Origin of the sequence: Mesorhizobium sp. AD1-1, from assembly GCF_020164655.1 — a bacterium.
GTDB lineage: Bacteria > Pseudomonadota > Alphaproteobacteria > Rhizobiales > Rhizobiaceae > Mesorhizobium > Mesorhizobium ciceri.
On record NZ_JAIUGP010000010.1, the window covers coordinates 1 to 15,070 of the forward strand.

A 15,070-nucleotide genomic window follows, 5' to 3' on the forward strand; every position below is an offset into this window, starting at 1 on the left:
GCCATGGAAGAGAAGCTGCGCTTCGCTATCCGTGAAGGCGGCCGCACCGTCGGTGCCGGCATCGTCGTCACCATCAAAGAGTAATTTGGACTTAAACCGATCTGTCGCGGGCGCGGGAGTTGCCCGCGCCGCGCCAGAACAAGGAAGTGACGCATGAACGGACAGAATATCCGCATCCGCCTTAAGGCGTTTGACCACCGCGTGCTCGACGCCTCGACGAAGGAAATCGTGTCGACGGCCAAGCGTACCGGTGCAAACGTCCGCGGCCCCATTCCGCTGCCGACGCGGATCGAAAAGTTCACGGTCAACCGGTCGCCTCACGTCGACAAGAAGAGCCGCGAGCAGTTCGAGATGCGCACGCACAAGCGTCTGCTCGACATCGTCGATCCGACCCCGCAGACGGTCGATGCTTTGATGAAGCTCGATCTGGCCGCCGGCGTCGACGTCGAGATCAAGCTCTAAGGGAATGAGAGCGCGGTAAGGGGCGGTGCCCCTGGCCCGGAACTCTAAAGGAATTGAACCGATGCGTTCAGGTGTGATTGCAAAGAAGGTGGGAATGACCCGCATCTATAACGATGCCGGGGAACATGTTCCCGTCACCGTTCTCCTGATGGAGAACTGCCAGGTCGTGGCCCAGCGCACGCAAGAGAAGAATGGCTACACCGCCGTTCAGCTCGGCGTTGGCCTTGCCAAGGTGAAGAACACGTCGAAGGCGATGCGCGGCCATTTCGCGACCGCTTCCGTCGAGCCGAAGGCGAAGGTCGCCGAGTTCCGCGTCTCCGCCGACAATATGATCGATGTCGGCGCCGAGATCACCGTCGAGCACTTCGTCGCCGGCCAGAAGGTCGATGTGACGGGCACGACGATCGGCAAGGGCTTTCAGGGCGTCATCAAGCGCCACCACATGGGCGGTGGCCGTGCAACGCACGGTAACTCGGTTTCGCACCGTACGCACGGTTCGACCGGCCAGCGCCAGGACCCGGGCAAAGTGTTCAAGGGCAAGCATATGGCTGGCCACATGGGCGACACCCGCGTCACCACGCAGAATGTCGAGATCGTGTCGACCGACGCCGACCGCGGCCTGATCCTGATCCGCGGTGCGGTTCCCGGATCGAAGGGCGCCTGGATCCTGGTCCGCGATGCGGCCAAGGTGGCACTGCCGGCCAATGCGCCGAAGCCTGCCGCGATCCGCGCCGTTGCTGCCGAAAGTGGCGCCAAGAACGAGGCTCCGGCCACAGAGGGAGCGGAATAATGGATCTCAAGATCACAACGCTGGGCGGCAAGGACGCCGGCAAGGTGGAACTCTCCGACGAGATTTTCGGCCTTGATCCGCGCGAAGACATCCTGCAGCGCGTCGTGCGCTGGCAGCTTGCCAAGAAGCAGCAGGGCACGCACAAGACCAAGGGTCGCGCCGAGATCGCGCGCACCGGCGCCAAGATGTACAAGCAGAAGGGTACGGGCCGCGCCCGTCACCATTCGGCACGCGCTCCGCAGTTCCGCGGCGGCGGCAAGGCCCACGGCCCGGTCGTTCGCAGCCACGAGCACGAACTGCCGAAGAAGGTTCGCGCTCTCGGCCTCAAGCATGCTCTCTCGGCCAAGGCCAAGAGCGCGTCGATCATCATCATCGACGAGCTGAAGCTGACCGAGGCCAAGACGAAGGCGCTGATCGCGAATTTCGCGACGCTGGGCCTGACCAATGCTTTGCTGATCGGCGGCGCCGAGCTTGACAAGAACTTCAAGCTGGCGGCGACGAACATCCCCAACATCGACGTGCTGCCCATCCAGGGCATCAACGTCTACGACATTCTGCGCCGCGGCACGCTGGTCCTTTCGAAGGCCGCCGTCGAGGCTCTCGAGGAGCGTTTTAAATGACCGACCTTCGTCATTACGACGTGATCGTCTCGCCGGCGATCACCGAAAAGTCGACCATGGCCTCCGAGCAGAACAAGGTCGTCTTCAACGTCGCCAAGAAGGCGTCGAAGCCGGAAATCAAGGCCGCCGTCGAAGCGCTGTTCGGCGTCAAGGTGATGGCCGTGAACACGCTTGTCCGCAAGGGCAAGATCAAGCGCTTCCGTGGCACGGTTGGCCGCCAGAGCGACGTCAAGAAGGCGGTTGTGACGCTGGCCGATGGCCAGTCGATCGACGTCGCGACGGGTCTCTGAGCAAGGCCGCGAGGACAGAACAATGGCACTGAAAAAATTCAACCCGGTAACGCCCAGCACCCGTCAGCTGGTCATCGTCGACCGCTCGGGCCTCTACAAGGGCAAGCCCGTCAAGGGTCTGACCGAAGGCCTGACCAAGTCGGGCGGCCGCAACAATCACGGTCGCATCACCGCCCGCTTCATCGGCGGTGGTCACAAGCGTTCGTACCGCATCATCGACTTCAAGCGCCGCAAGTTCGACGTCGTCGGCACGGTCGAGCGCATTGAGTACGATCCGAACCGCACCGCTTTCATCGCGCTGATCAAGTATGACGATGGCGAGCTGTCCTACATCATCGCTCCGCAGCGTCTGGCTCCCGGCGACAAGATCGTGTCCGGTGAATCGGTCGACGTGAAGCCGGGCAATGCGATGCCGCTGGCTTCGATGCCGGTCGGCACCATCGTCCACAACATCGAGCTGAAGCCGGGCAAGGGCGCTCAGGTCGCCCGTTCGGCAGGTGGTTACGGTCAGCTGGTCGGTCGTGACCAGGGCATGGCGATCCTGCGCCTCAATTCGGGCGAGCAGCGTGTCGTTCACGGCTCCTGCATGGCCACTGTTGGCGCCGTGTCCAATCCGGACCACGGCAACATCAATGACGGCAAGGCCGGTCGCACGGTCTGGCGTGGCAAGCGCCCGCACAATCGCGGCGTGACCATGAACCCGGTCGACCATCCGCACGGCGGCGGCGAAGGCCGCACATCGGGTGGCCGCCATCCGGTTTCGCCCTGGGGCAAGCCGACCAAGGGCAAGAAGACGCGGTCCAACAAGGCGACCGACAAGTTCATCCTGCGCTCGCGCCATCAGCGCAAGAGCTAAGAAGAGGTAACGCCAAGTGACTCGTTCGATTTGGAAAGGCCCCTTCATTGACGGCTACCTTCTCAAGAAGGTGGACAAGGTTCGTGAAGGTGGTCGCAATGAGGTGATCAAGATGTGGAGCCGTCGCTCCACCATCCTGCCGCAGTTCGTCGGCTTCACCTTCGGTGTCTACAACGGCCAGAAGCATGTTCCCGTCTCGGTGAACGAGGACATGGTCGGTCACAAGTTCGGTGAATTCGCTCCGACCCGGACCTATTACGGTCACGGCGCGGATAAGAAGGCGAAGAGGAAATAATCATGGGCAAGGCCAAAGCTCCGCGCAGGCTTGCTGATAACGAAGCGCGCGCCGTATTGCGCACGATCCGTATCAGCCCGCAGAAGCTGAACCTGGTTGCCGCGCTGATCCGCGGCAAGAAGGTCGCGACAGCGCTTTCCGATCTCGAATTCTCGGCCAAGCGGATTTCCGGCACGGTCAAGAAGACGCTGGAATCGGCAATCGCCAACGCGGAAAACAACCACGACCTGGATGTCGATGCACTGATCGTGGCGGAAGCCTATGTCGGCAAGTCGATCGTCATGAAGCGGTTCCATGCCCGTGGCCGCGGTCGCGCCAGCCGTATCGAGAAGCCGTTCTCGCACCTCACGATCGTCGTTCGTGAAGTCGAAGAAAAAGGGGAGGCCGCATAATGGGCCAGAAAGTCAATCCGATCGGTCTTCGCCTCGGCATCAACCGCACCTGGGATTCGCGCTGGTTCGCGAACACCGGCGAGTACGGCAAGCTGCTGCATGAGGACATCAAGATCCGCAAGTATCTCGAGAAGGAGCTCAAGCAGGCTGCCATCTCGAAGGTCGTGATCGAGCGTCCGCACAAGAAGTGCCGCGTCACCATCCATGCCGCGCGCCCGGGTCTGATCATCGGCAAGAAGGGCGCCGACATCGAGAAGCTTCGCAAGAAGCTGATGGAGATGACGAAGTCCGAGACGCACCTCAACATCGTTGAAGTGCGCAAGCCGGAGATCGACGCGACCCTGGTCGCCCAGTCGATCGCCCAGCAGCTCGAGCGTCGTATCGCGTTCCGCCGCGCCATGAAGCGTGCCGTTCAGTCGGCGATGCGCCTCGGTGCCGAAGGCATCCGCATCAACTGCGCCGGCCGCCTCGGCGGCGCCGAGATCGCGCGCATGGAATGGTATCGCGAAGGCCGCGTGCCGCTGCATACGCTGCGTGCGGACGTCGACTACGGTACGGCCGAAGCGCACACGGCTTATGGCATCTGCGGCGTCAAGGTCTGGGTGTTCAAGGGCGAGATCCTTGAGCATGACCCGATGGCTTCGGAGCGTCGGGCCAGCGAAAGCGATGCAGCGCATGGCGGTGGTGGTGATCGCGAACGCGGTCGTCGTCGCGAAAACGCCTGAGACATTTAGGAATTTGGAGTTAGAACGATGCTGCAGCCAAAGCGCACAAAGTTCCGCAAGCAGTTCAAGGGCCGTATCCATGGTACCGCAAAGGGCGGCACCAACCTGGATTTCGGTGGTTTCGGGCTGAAGGCGCTTGAGCCGAACCGCGTCACCGCACGTGAGATCGAGGCGGCCCGCCGCGCGATCACCCGTGAAATGAAGCGCGCTGGTCGCGTCTGGATCCGTATTTTCCCGGACGTGCCGGTCACTTCGAAGCCGACCGAAGTCCGCATGGGTAAGGGCAAGGGCGCGGTCGATTACTGGGCGGCGCGCGTCAAGCCGGGCCGCATCATGTTCGAGATCGACGGCGTCAATGAAGAAACCGCCCGTGAGGCACTGCGTCTCGGCGCGGCCAAGCTCTCGGTCAAGACGCGCTTCGTGCAGCGCATCGCAGAATAAGGACGGGCTGATCATGAAAGCCGAAGACATCCGGACCAAGACCCAGGACCAGCTGACCGACGACCTGGCCAGCCTGAAGAAGGAGCAGTTCAACCTGCGCTTCCAGAAGGCCACCGGCCAGCTCGAGAAGACCGCGCGCGTGAGACAGGTCCGTAAGGATATTGCGCGTATCAAGACCATCGCTGCGGAAAAGTCCGCGGCTAAGAAGGCTTAAGGACGAAAACCATGCCAAAGCGCATTCTGCAGGGCACCGTCGTCAGCGACAAGAACGAGAAGACGGTTGTCGTCAAGGTCGAACGGCGCTTCACGCATCCCGTGATGAAGAAGACCGTGCGCATGACCAAGAAGTACAAGGCGCACGACGAGAACAACGCCCACAAGGTTGGCGATCAGGTGTTCATCCAGGAATCGAAGCCGATTTCCAAGGACAAGCGCTGGATCGTCGTGTCTTCGGACCAAGCCTGACCTCGGGCGTAAACAACGAATTTTGGACAGACCGGGGAGGGGTTTTGAGCCCATCCCGTTAGAAGAGAAGAAGGCGGCCAGTCATGATTCAGATGCAAACAAACCTCGACGTCGCGGATAATTCCGGCGCCCGTCGTGTCATGTGCATCAAGGTGCTGGGCGGCTCGAAGCGGAAATACGCTTCCGTGGGCGACATCATCGTGGTGTCGATCAAGGAAGCCATTCCGCGCGGCCGCGTGAAGAAGGGCGATGTGATGAAGGCGGTCGTGGTTCGCACGGCCAAGGACATCCGCCGCCCGGACGGCAGCGTGATCCGTTTCGACAAGAACGCGGCCGTTCTCGTCGACAACAAGAAAGAGCCGATCGGCACGCGTATCTTCGGACCGGTTCCGCGCGAACTCCGCGCCAAGAACCACATGAAGATCATCTCGCTCGCGCCTGAAGTGCTGTAAGGAGCCGGACCAATGCAAAAGATTAGAAAAGGCGACAAGGTCGTCGTGCTGGCCGGCAAGGACAAGGGCCGTTCGGGCGAAGTCCTCTCGGTACAGCCGAAGGAAGACACCGCGCTGGTGCGCGGCGTCAACATGATCCGCCGTCACCAGAAGCAGTCCCAGTCCCAAGAGGGCGGGATCATCACCAAGGAAGCGCCGATCCAGCTGTCGAACATCGCGCTGGCCGACCCCAAGGATGGCAAGCCGACCCGCGTCGGCTTCATCTTCCAGAAGGACGGCAAGAAGGTGCGCGTCGCCAAGCGCTCGGGAGAAGTCATCAATGGCTAAGGCTCAAACCACGAAGCCCAAGGCTGAAAGCAAACAGTCCAAGGCTCAGAACACGCCGCGCCTCAAGCAGGTCTACAACGAGACCATCCGCAAGGCGCTGCAGGAACAGTTCGGCTACGACAACGAGATGCAGGTTCCGCGCATCGACAAGATCGTGCTGAACATGGGCGTCGGCGAAGCGACCGCCGATTCGAAGAAGCCTTCGATCGCGGCCGAAGACCTGGCGATGATTGCCGGCCAGAAGGCCGTCGTCACCCGCGCCCGCAACTCGATCGCCGGCTTCAAGGTCCGCGAGAAGATGCCGATCGGCGCCAAGGTCACGTTGCGCAAGGAACGCATGTATGAGTTCCTTGACCGTCTCGTGAACATCGCACTGCCGCGCGTCCGCGACTTTCGCGGACTGAATCCGAAGAGCTTCGATGGCCGTGGCAACTACGCCATGGGCATCAAGGAACACATCGTGTTCCCGGAGATCAACTACGACAAGGTTGATCAGATCTGGGGCATGGACGTCATCGTTTGTACGACTGCGAAGACGGACGACGAAGCCAGGGCATTGCTCAAGGCCTTCAACTTCCCCTTCCGCCAGTAACGGCAGCGAGAAAAGGAAAAATCTGAAATGGCAAAGACCAGCTCAGTCGAGAAGAACAACAGGCGCCGCAAGCTTGCCGACCAGTACGGTCCCAAGCGGGCTGCGCTCAAGGCGATCATCATGGATCAGTCCAAGCCGATGGAAGAGCGTTTCCGCGCTCAGCTCAAGCTTGCCGCCATGCCGCGCAACTCGGCCAAGATACGCATCCGCAACCGCTGCGAAGTCACCGGCCGTCCGCGCGCCTACTATCGCAAGCTCAAAGTATCGCGCATCGCGCTTCGTGATCTCGGCAATAACGGCCAGATCCCGGGCCTGGTCAAGTCGAGCTGGTAAGGAGGACATAACATGTCATTGAGCGATCCTCTCGGCGATATGCTGACCCGCATCCGCAACGCGTATGGCCGCAAGAAGTCGAGCGTTTCGACGCCGGCTTCGCGTCTGCGCACCCGCGTCCTCGACGTGCTGAAGGCTGAAGGCTATATCCGCGATTACAGCCAGACCGACTTCGACAACGGCAAGTCCGAAATCGAGATCGAGCTGAAGTATTTCGACGGCGCGCCGGTCGTGCGCGAAATAGCCCGCGTTTCGAAGCCAGGCCGCCGCGTCTATGTTTCGGCCAAGTCGATTCCGCAGGTCGCAAACGGCCTCGGCATCGCCATCCTTTCGACACCGAAGGGCGTGATGGCCGACCATGAAGCACGTGAACAGAACGTCGGCGGTGAGATCCTCTGCCAGATCTTCTGATCTGGCAGTTGACCGCAAAGTGGAATCCGGTCTTCGGATCGTTCCCGAAGACAGAGACCTGAAACAAGAGAAGTGACGAGGACAACAAAATGTCTCGTATTGGAAAGAAACCCGTTTCGCTGCCGCAGGGCGTGACCGCGACCGTCAACGGCCAGACCGTGACGGCGAAGGGCCCCAAGGGTGAGCTGAAGTTCGTGGTGAACGACGAAGTGCTGGTCAAGATGGAAGGCAGCGAGATCGCTGTCCAGCCGCGCGACCAGACCAAGACCGCCCGCTCCAAGTGGGGCATGTCGCGCACGCAGATCGTCAACATCCTGCAGGGCGTCAAGGACGGTTTCGAGAAGAAGCTCGAGATCACCGGCGTCGGCTATCGCGCGGCACTTCAGGGCAAGAACCTGCAGCTGGCCCTTGGCTTCAGCCATGACGTCGTCTATGAGACGCCGCAGGGCATCACCATCACCGTGCCGAAGCCGACTGAAATCACCGTGGCCGGCATCGACAAGCAGCAGGTCGGCCAGGTTGCGGCCGAGATCCGCGAGTATCGTGGTCCCGAGCCTTACAAGGGCAAGGGCGTCCGCTACGCCGGCGAGAAGATCGTCCGCAAGGAAGGCAAGAAGAAGTAGTAGGCCTGGCCTCGAGAAGTTGAAGACTTTTCGGAAAGGGCCAAGCCAAGAGTGTAACGCCGCGGGGAGCGGTCGCGGGAGGCGCTTTCGCCTACCGCATATGGCGGCCCCCGTTTTTTGAAGGCAAGGAAGACCATCATGGGTACCAAGGAATCCACGCAGCGCCGCGCGCAGCGCGTCCGTCGTCAGATCAAGAAGGTCGCCGGCGAGCGTCCGCGTCTGTCGGTTCACCGCACGTCGAAGAACATCTATGTGCAGGTCATCGACGACGCCAAGGGCCACACCATCGCCGCCGCTTCGACGCTCGAGAAGGACTTCAAGGGTTCGCTCAAGACCGGCGCCGACACCGCTGCCGCCACCGCGATCGGCAAGCTGATCGCCGAGCGCGCCACCAAGGCCGGCGTCAAGGAAGTCGTCTTCGACCGCGGCGCTTACATCTATCACGGCCGCGTCAAGGCGCTCGCCGAGGCTGCCCGCGAAGGTGGCTTGAGCTTCTAAGCATGATCCCGAAAAGTTGCAGACTTTTCGGATAAAGATTATGCGAAGGAAATGATTTCGCCCCCGGTGACCGTTTCCCGATTTAATCGGGGCGAGGCACCGGATCTTATCAGCAACCGTGCTTCCGGAAAAAAACAAGGAACAGGATATGGCACAGGAACGTAGGGATGGCGGCCGCGGCCGCGATCGTGAAGAACGCGATGACGGCATGGTGGACAAGCTCGTCCACATCAACCGCGTCGCCAAGGTCGTCAAGGGCGGCCGTCGCTTCGGTTTTGCAGCACTCGTCGTCGTCGGCGACCAGAAGGGCCGCGTCGGCTTTGGTCACGGCAAGGCGCGCGAAGTGCCGGAAGCTATCCGCAAGGCAACTGAATCGGCCAAGCGCGACATGATTTTCGTGCCGCTGCGCTCGGGCCGTACGCTGCATCACGACGTCGAAGGACGCTGGGGTGCTGGACGCGTGCTGCTGCGCGCCGCCAAGCAAGGTACCGGCATCATCGCCGGTGGCCCGATGCGCGCTGTCTTCGAGACGCTCGGCATGCATGACGTGGTCGCCAAGTCGATGGGTTCGTCGAACCCCTACAACATGGTTCGCGCCACCTTCGACGCGCTGAAGAGCCAGATGCATCCCAAGGATGTGGCTGCTGCTCGCGGCATCAAGTATTCGACCCTTCAGGCCCGCCGCGGCACCGCCGTTGCGGCTGAAGAATAGTCGATCTGACCAGGGATTTTGACCATGGCCAAGAAAGCAACCAAGACCATCACCGTTGAGCAGATCGGTTCGCCGATCCGCCGTCCGAAGGAACAGCGCGCGACGCTGGTCGGCCTCGGCCTCAACAAGATGCACAAGCAGCGCACGCTGGAAGATACGCCCTCCGTGCGCGGCATGATCGCTGCCGTCCAGCATCTCGTCCGCGTCGTGGACGAGGGCTGAGCCAGAGCGCAGGAGAAGTCAGATGAAACTCAACGATCTGCGTGACAAGGACGGCGCGACGCACTCCAAGAAGCGTCTCGGCCGTGGTATCGGCTCCGGCTCCGGCAAGACCGGCGGTCGCGGCGTCAAGGGCCAGAAGGCGCGTTCCGGCGTCGCCATCAACGGCTTCGAGGGTGGCCAGATGCCGCTCTACCGGCGCCTGCCGAAGCGTGGCTTCAACAACATCTTCGCCAAGAGCTTCACCGTCGTGTCGCTGGCCCGCATCCAGGTGGCCATCGACGCCAAGAAGCTCGACGCCAAGGCAACCGTGACGGCTGAATCGCTGGTTGCCGCCGGCGTCATCCGCCGCGTCAAGGACGGCGTGCGCATCCTCTCGGATGGCGAGATCAAGGCGAAGCTCGCCTTTGACGTCGCCGGCGCCTCCAAGGCCGCGATCGAGAAGATCGAAAAGGCCGGCGGTTCGGTCAAGCTGCCGCAGGAAAAGGCAGCTGCCGAGTAACGGCAATTTGAAGCGCGATCGGCAGGAGTGGGATCCGTTTTTGCTCACGATTTCGCTTTGATCTGCTCAAGGGGGCGGCCGCGTCACCGCGGCCGCTTGCATGTTTAGAGCCCGGAGCTTATCTCGTGAGCTTCGGTGAAACGCGCCGCCTGACCTCAGGGCCATCAAGCGTTACCAAGCGGAGAATCAGGCATGGCTTCGGCTGCTGAACAATTAGCCTCGAATCTGAATTTCTCGGCCTTCGCCAAGGCGGAGGATTTGAAGAAGCGCATCTGGTTCACGATCGGCGCGCTGCTGGTTTATCGCCTCGGCACCTATATCCCGCTTCCCGGTATCAATCCCGACGCCTTCGCCCAGGCCTTCTCTTCGCAGAGCAAGGGCGTGCTCGGCATGTTCAACATGTTCGCCGGCGGCGCCGTGCAGCGCATGGCGATCTTTGCGCTCGGCATCATGCCTTACATCTCCGCCTCCATCATCATGCAGCTGATGACGTCGGTCATCCCGTCACTGGAAGCGCTGAAGAAGGAAGGCGAACAGGGCCGCAAGGTCATCAACCAGTACACGCGCTACGGCACCGTGCTGCTTGCGCTGGTCCAGGCCTATGGCATTTCGGTCGGGCTGGAAGGCGGCAACGGCATCGTCAGTGACCCCGGCATGTTCTTCCGCATCTCGACCGTCGTCACGCTGGTCGGCGGCACCATGTTCCTGATGTGGCTGGGCGAGCAGATCACCGCCCGCGGCATCGGCAACGGTATTTCGCTGATCATCTTCTCCGGCATCGTCGCCGGCCTGCCGCACGCCATCTCCGGCACGCTGGAGCTTGGCCGCACCGGCGCGCTGTCGACCGGCCTGATCCTGGCGATCATCGTGCTGGCTATCGTCGTCATTGCGCTCATCGTGTTCTTCGAGCGCGCCCAGCGCCGTTTGCTGATCCAGTATCCGAAGCGCCAGGTCGGCAACCGGATGTTCCAGGGCGATACCTCGCACCTGCCGCTGAAGCTCAACACGTCGGGCGTCATTCCGCCGATCTTTGCCTCGTCGCTGCTTTTGCTGCCGGCCACCGTCGCCGGCTTCTCGCAGACGACGAACCTGCCGGCGTGGGCAAGCACCGTGCTCGCCTCGCTCGGCCACGGCCAGCCGCTCTACATGCTGTTTTATGCGGCGATGATCGTGTTCTTCGCCTTCTTCTACACCGCGATTGTCTTCAACCCGAAGGACACCGCCGACCAGCTCAAGAAGCATTCGGGCTTCATCCCGGGCTATCGTCCGGGCGAGCGCACCGCCGATTATATCGATTACGTTCTCACCCGCATCACCGTCGTCGGCGCCATCTATCTGGTGCTGGTGTGCCTGCTGCCGGAGTTCCTGATCTCGGCGACTGGCGTACCATTCTACCTTGGTGGCACATCGCTTCTGATCGTGGTCAGTGTCACGCTCGATACGGTTGCGCAGATTCAGGGTCACCTGATCGCGCACCAGTATGAAGGCCTGATCAAGAAGTCGAAGCTGCGCGGGGGGAAGAAAGCCAGATGAGGTTGATATTGCTTGGGCCGCCAGGAGCGGGCAAGGGGACGCAAGCACAAAGACTGGTAGAAAAACACGGCATACCCCAGCTCTCGACGGGCGACATGCTGCGCGCTGCTGTCCAGGCAGGCACCGAGGTTGGCAAGCGCGCCAAGGCGGTGATGGATGCCGGTGAACTGGTGTCCGACGCGATCGTCAACGCGATCGTCGCTGAGCGTATCGATCAGCCCGACTGCGCCAAGGGGTTCATCCTCGACGGCTATCCGCGGACCCTGGTGCAGGCGGATGCGGTCGAGCAGATGCTGTCGGATCGCTCCCAGGGGCTCGACGCCGTCATTGAACTCGTGGTCGACGACAAGGCCCTGGTTGGCCGGATCGTCAAACGCGCCGACGAGGCGCAGGCCGCCGGCCTTCCCGTTCGCAAGGACGACAATCCGACCGTGTTCGAAGAGCGCCTGAGGGAATACTACAAGAAGACGTCGCCGCTGATTGGCTACTACTATGCCAAGGGCAAGCTCCGCAGTGTCGACGGCATGGCCGATATCGACGCCGTGACGGAACAGATCGAAGCGGTGCTCAAGGACGCGGTGCGGGGAAATTAACGATTGCACTTGACGGAGGCGGTTCGCTGCGGTATGGCGGCCCGTCTTCCTATCAGGCATGAGCTTTGCTTGTCCGCAAGGGCAAGGCAGCCGCATTGAACTGGAAACTCCCGCATGGGCCGGCCTCCACCGGACGCGGGGCAACTTAAGACAGCGCCGAGCCTACCTTGTTTTTGAGGATTGGCCGGCCCACATGGAGAAGGGAAGAACATGGCTCGTATAGCCGGCGTCAACATTCCGACCAACAAGCGCGTTGTCATTGCGCTTCAGTACATTCACGGCATTGGCAAGCGGTTCGCCCAGGAGATCGTCGACAAGGTCGGCATCCCGGCCGAGCGCCGCGTCAACCAGCTGACCGACGCGGAAGTGCTGCAGATCCGCGAGACCATCGACCGCGATTACCAGGTTGAAGGCGACCTGCGCCGCGAAGTCTCGATGAACATCAAGCGGCTCATGGACCTCGGCTGCTACCGCGGCCTGCGTCACCGCCGCTCGCTGCCGGTCCGCGGCCAGCGCACGCATACCAATGCGCGCACCCGCAAGGGCCCGGCCAAGTCGATCGCCGGCAAGAAGAAGTAATTTTTTTAGGGGCATAAGGGAGTAGGGGAGTAAGGCAGTAGGGAATGCCCGCCAGTCGGGTCGCACTTTTCCCTACTCCCTTGCTGCCCTATTCCCCTACTCCCTTACGAAGGTGGAGCCGCTGGCATTACGGCGGTGTAGAGATCAACTGAAAGGACTATCATGGCCAAGGAAGCCGCTCGTGTTCGCCGTCGCGAACGCAAGAATATCTCGTCGGGCGTTGCCCACGTCAATTCGACCTTCAACAACACGATGATCACCATCACCGATGCACAGGGCAATTCGATTGCCTGGTCGTCGGCCGGTGCCCAGGGCTTCAAGGGTTCGCGCAAGTCGACCCCGTTCGCTGCCCAGATGGCTGCCGAGGATGTTGCCAAGAAGGCCCAGGAACACGGCATGCGCATGCTCGAAGTCGAGGTCTGCGGACCCGGCTCCGGTCGTGAATCGGCACTGCGCGCCCTGCAGGCGGCCGGCTTCACCATCACCTCGATCCGTGATGTGACGCCGATCCCGCACAATGGCTGCCGCCCGCGCAAGAAGCGTCGCGTCTAAGCATTTACCGAACGCCGCGCGAGCGCCCTTGGGCGCTCCTCCGTGGCATTCCAGGTCGCCCGCCACGATTGGATGGTGGCGGGTCAACGGAAGGAAAGCATCATGATCCAGAAAAATTGGCAGGAACTGATCAAGCCGAACAAGATCGAGTTCTCGTCGAAGAAGAAGACGCTGACCACGCTGGTCGCCGAGCCTCTCGAGCGTGGCTTTGGCCTGACGCTGGGCAACGCGCTGCGCCGCGTGCTTCTGTCTTCGCTGCGCGGTGCGGCTGTTACCGCCGTGCAGATCGACGGCGTTCTACATGAATTCTCGTCCATCGCCGGTGTGCGCGAGGACGTGACCGACATCGTCTTGAATATCAAGGAAATCGCCATCCGCATGGAAGGCGATGGTCCCAAGCGCATGGTCGTTCGCAAGCAGGGACCGGGTGCGGTTCTTGCCGGCGACATCCAGACGGTTGGCGACGTCGAGATCCTCAACCCCGACCACGTCATCTGCACGCTGGACGAAGGCGCTGAAATCCGCATGGAATTCACCGTCGACACCGGCAAGGGTTACGTGCCGGCCGACCGCAACCGCGCCGAAGACGCGCCGATCGGCCTCATCCCGGTCGACAGCCTTTATTCGCCGGTCAAGAAGGTCTCCTACAAGGTCGAGAACACCCGCGAGGGCCAGGTTCTCGACTATGACAAGCTGACCATGACGATCGAGACCGACGGTTCGATCACCGGCGAGGACGCAGTGGCTTTCGCCGCCCGCATCCTGCAGGACCAGCTCGGCCTGTTCGTCAACTTCGACGAGCCGCAGAAGGAAGTCGCCGCCGAGGCCGTCACCGAGCTCGCCTTCAACCCGGCGCTGCTCAAGAAGGTCGACGAACTCGAGCTTTCGGTGCGTTCGGCCAACTGCCTGAAGAACGACAACATCGTCTATATCGGCGACCTGATCCAGAAGACCGAAGCCGAGATGCTGCGCACCCCGAACTTCGGCCGCAAGTCGCTGAACGAGATCAAGGAAGTCCTGGCGGCGATGGGCCTGCACCTCGGCATGGAAGTGCCGGACTGGCCGCCGGAAAACATCGAAGACCTCGCTAAGCGTTACGAAGACCAATATTGAGCATGAATTCCAAGGATCGGCGGCGTGGGCCGCTCGATCCGACGGTCATGCGGAAAACCATCAGAGGCCGCGGCCTCTTGAACAACTGAAGAAGGAAAAGAGCCATGCGCCACGGTTTCAAAGGCCGCCGCTTCGCCCGAAGCATTAGCCATCGCAAGTCGATGTTCGCCAACCTCGCCGTGTCGCTGCTCGAGCACGAGCAGATCGTCACAACCTTGCCGAAGGCGAAGGACCTGCGTCCGATCGTCGAGAAGCTGGTGACGCTCGGCAAGCGTGGCGACCTGCACGCCCGCCGCCAGGTCATTGCCCAGATCGGCAATGAAGGCGTCGTCAAGCGTCTGTTCGACACCATCGCGCCGCGCTACGCCAACCGCAATGGCGGCTATCTGCGCATCATGAAGGCGGGCTTCCGTCACGGTGACAACGCCGCCATGGCTGTCATCGAGTTCGTCGATCGCGACGTCTCGGCCAAGGGCGCCGGCGACCGCGCTCGCATCGAGGCCGAAAGCGCTGACGCGGACGCCGCAGCCGCATAAGGCTCGGTTTTCCCAAATGAGTTCAAAGGGGCCTGCGGGCCCCTTTTTGTTTTCTGAAAGCAGCAAACCGCGCCGGAATCCGATTTCCGGGCATGCCCCTGGGGTTTTGGCCCAAAATAGTCGGATTTCAGCGGCTTAGCCTTTCATTTTGCACAATCG

The 15,070-nt window shown here is 61.6% G+C and carries 27 protein-coding genes and 1 pseudogene; all 28 read left to right on the top strand.

The window, feature by feature from the left end:
* Window positions 1-84: pseudogene (locus LB519_RS18925) on the top strand (elongation factor Tu); the annotation flags it as partial.
* Between the two features lie 69 nt (window positions 85-153).
* On the top strand, window positions 154-462 hold the full coding sequence (rpsJ, locus tag LB519_RS18930) for a 30S ribosomal protein S10 (RefSeq protein ID WP_010909272.1): 309 nt from the start codon (window positions 154-156) through the stop codon (window positions 460-462).
* A gap of 61 nt (window positions 463-523) precedes the next feature.
* Window positions 524-1,252, top strand: a complete 729-nt coding sequence (gene rplC / locus LB519_RS18935) for a 50S ribosomal protein L3 (protein ID WP_013531422.1) — start codon at window positions 524-526, stop codon at window positions 1,250-1,252.
* Window positions 1,252-1,872, top strand: coding sequence for a 50S ribosomal protein L4 (gene rplD, locus LB519_RS18940; protein ID WP_013531423.1), 621 nt, complete (start codon window positions 1,252-1,254; stop codon window positions 1,870-1,872). Before rplC ends, rplD begins: the two co-directional genes overlap by 1 nt.
* Window positions 1,869-2,162 carry a 50S ribosomal protein L23 gene (locus tag LB519_RS18945; protein ID WP_013531424.1) on the top strand — a complete coding sequence of 98 codons (294 nt, stop codon included), beginning with the start codon at window positions 1,869-1,871 and terminating at the stop codon, window positions 2,160-2,162. Before rplD ends, LB519_RS18945 begins: the two co-directional genes overlap by 4 nt.
* Window positions 2,163-2,184: 22 nt before the next feature.
* Window positions 2,185-3,018, top strand: a complete 834-nt coding sequence (gene rplB / locus LB519_RS18950; RefSeq protein ID WP_024505067.1) for a 50S ribosomal protein L2 — start codon at window positions 2,185-2,187, stop codon at window positions 3,016-3,018.
* A gap of 16 nt (window positions 3,019-3,034) precedes the next feature.
* The gene (rpsS, locus tag LB519_RS18955) at window positions 3,035-3,313 is read left to right on the top strand and encodes a 30S ribosomal protein S19 (protein WP_006205463.1); all 279 of its coding nucleotides are present in this window, start codon (window positions 3,035-3,037) and stop codon (window positions 3,311-3,313) included.
* Window positions 3,314-3,315: 2 nt separating this feature from the next.
* Window positions 3,316-3,705, top strand: a complete 390-nt coding sequence (gene rplV / locus LB519_RS18960) for a 50S ribosomal protein L22 (RefSeq protein ID WP_006205462.1) — start codon at window positions 3,316-3,318, stop codon at window positions 3,703-3,705.
* A complete protein-coding gene (gene rpsC, locus LB519_RS18965) occupies window positions 3,705-4,430 on the top strand; it encodes a 30S ribosomal protein S3 (protein WP_013531426.1) in 726 nt (241 codons plus the stop codon). The genes rplV and rpsC overlap by 1 nt, the downstream gene beginning before the upstream one ends.
* Window positions 4,431-4,457: 27 nt before the next feature.
* Entirely contained in the window at window positions 4,458-4,871 is a 414-nt protein-coding gene (gene rplP, locus LB519_RS18970; protein WP_013531427.1) for a 50S ribosomal protein L16, read from the top strand.
* Between the two features lie 13 nt (window positions 4,872-4,884).
* A complete protein-coding gene (gene rpmC, locus LB519_RS18975) occupies window positions 4,885-5,085 on the top strand; it encodes a 50S ribosomal protein L29 (RefSeq protein ID WP_006205459.1) in 201 nt (66 codons plus the stop codon).
* Between the two features lie 11 nt (window positions 5,086-5,096).
* Entirely contained in the window at window positions 5,097-5,336 is a 240-nt protein-coding gene (gene rpsQ / locus LB519_RS18980) for a 30S ribosomal protein S17 (RefSeq protein WP_010909280.1), read from the top strand.
* A gap of 83 nt (window positions 5,337-5,419) precedes the next feature.
* On the top strand, window positions 5,420-5,788 hold the full coding sequence (rplN, locus tag LB519_RS18985) for a 50S ribosomal protein L14 (RefSeq protein WP_006205457.1): 369 nt from the start codon (window positions 5,420-5,422) through the stop codon (window positions 5,786-5,788).
* Window positions 5,789-5,800: 12 nt separating this feature from the next.
* Entirely contained in the window at window positions 5,801-6,115 is a 315-nt protein-coding gene (gene rplX, locus LB519_RS18990) for a 50S ribosomal protein L24 (protein ID WP_013531428.1), read from the top strand.
* Window positions 6,108-6,707 carry a 50S ribosomal protein L5 gene (gene rplE, locus LB519_RS18995; protein WP_013531429.1) on the top strand — a complete coding sequence of 200 codons (600 nt, stop codon included), beginning with the start codon at window positions 6,108-6,110 and terminating at the stop codon, window positions 6,705-6,707. Before rplX ends, rplE begins: the two co-directional genes overlap by 8 nt.
* Before the next feature lie 27 nt (window positions 6,708-6,734).
* The gene (gene rpsN / locus LB519_RS19000; RefSeq protein ID WP_013895695.1) at window positions 6,735-7,040 is read left to right on the top strand and encodes a 30S ribosomal protein S14; all 306 of its coding nucleotides are present in this window, start codon (window positions 6,735-6,737) and stop codon (window positions 7,038-7,040) included.
* Window positions 7,041-7,052: 12 nt separating this feature from the next.
* On the top strand, window positions 7,053-7,451 hold the full coding sequence (gene rpsH, locus LB519_RS19005; protein ID WP_013531431.1) for a 30S ribosomal protein S8: 399 nt from the start codon (window positions 7,053-7,055) through the stop codon (window positions 7,449-7,451).
* Between the two features lie 89 nt (window positions 7,452-7,540).
* A complete protein-coding gene (gene rplF, locus LB519_RS19010) occupies window positions 7,541-8,074 on the top strand; it encodes a 50S ribosomal protein L6 (protein WP_013531432.1) in 534 nt (177 codons plus the stop codon).
* A 138-nt stretch (window positions 8,075-8,212) separates the two neighbouring features.
* Window positions 8,213-8,572: a 50S ribosomal protein L18 gene (rplR, locus tag LB519_RS19015; RefSeq protein ID WP_013531433.1), complete on the top strand. Its 360-nt coding sequence runs from the start codon at window positions 8,213-8,215 to the stop codon at window positions 8,570-8,572.
* A 148-nt stretch (window positions 8,573-8,720) separates the two neighbouring features.
* On the top strand, window positions 8,721-9,284 hold the full coding sequence (gene rpsE / locus LB519_RS19020) for a 30S ribosomal protein S5 (protein ID WP_006333394.1): 564 nt from the start codon (window positions 8,721-8,723) through the stop codon (window positions 9,282-9,284).
* A 24-nt stretch (window positions 9,285-9,308) separates the two neighbouring features.
* Window positions 9,309-9,506 (top strand): 50S ribosomal protein L30, encoded by a 198-nt coding sequence (rpmD, locus tag LB519_RS19025; protein WP_006205449.1) that lies wholly within the window; start codon window positions 9,309-9,311, stop codon window positions 9,504-9,506.
* A gap of 22 nt (window positions 9,507-9,528) precedes the next feature.
* Window positions 9,529-10,005 (top strand): 50S ribosomal protein L15, encoded by a 477-nt coding sequence (rplO, locus tag LB519_RS19030; protein ID WP_013531434.1) that lies wholly within the window; start codon window positions 9,529-9,531, stop codon window positions 10,003-10,005.
* A gap of 192 nt (window positions 10,006-10,197) precedes the next feature.
* Window positions 10,198-11,538 carry a preprotein translocase subunit SecY gene (gene secY, locus LB519_RS19035; RefSeq protein ID WP_013531435.1) on the top strand — a complete coding sequence of 447 codons (1,341 nt, stop codon included), beginning with the start codon at window positions 10,198-10,200 and terminating at the stop codon, window positions 11,536-11,538.
* Window positions 11,535-12,131 (top strand): adenylate kinase, encoded by a 597-nt coding sequence (locus LB519_RS19040; protein ID WP_013531436.1) that lies wholly within the window; start codon window positions 11,535-11,537, stop codon window positions 12,129-12,131. Before secY ends, LB519_RS19040 begins: the two co-directional genes overlap by 4 nt.
* Before the next feature lie 210 nt (window positions 12,132-12,341).
* Window positions 12,342-12,710, top strand: a complete 369-nt coding sequence (gene rpsM / locus LB519_RS19045; RefSeq protein WP_013531437.1) for a 30S ribosomal protein S13 — start codon at window positions 12,342-12,344, stop codon at window positions 12,708-12,710.
* 162 nt (window positions 12,711-12,872) lie between these two features.
* Window positions 12,873-13,262, top strand: coding sequence for a 30S ribosomal protein S11 (gene rpsK / locus LB519_RS19050; RefSeq protein WP_006205444.1), 390 nt, complete (start codon window positions 12,873-12,875; stop codon window positions 13,260-13,262).
* Window positions 13,263-13,364: 102 nt separating this feature from the next.
* Window positions 13,365-14,375, top strand: coding sequence for a DNA-directed RNA polymerase subunit alpha (locus LB519_RS19055; protein ID WP_013531438.1), 1,011 nt, complete (start codon window positions 13,365-13,367; stop codon window positions 14,373-14,375).
* 104 nt (window positions 14,376-14,479) lie between these two features.
* Window positions 14,480-14,911, top strand: a complete 432-nt coding sequence (rplQ, locus tag LB519_RS19060) for a 50S ribosomal protein L17 (protein ID WP_013531439.1) — start codon at window positions 14,480-14,482, stop codon at window positions 14,909-14,911.
* Window positions 14,912-15,070: the final 159 nt, after the last annotated feature.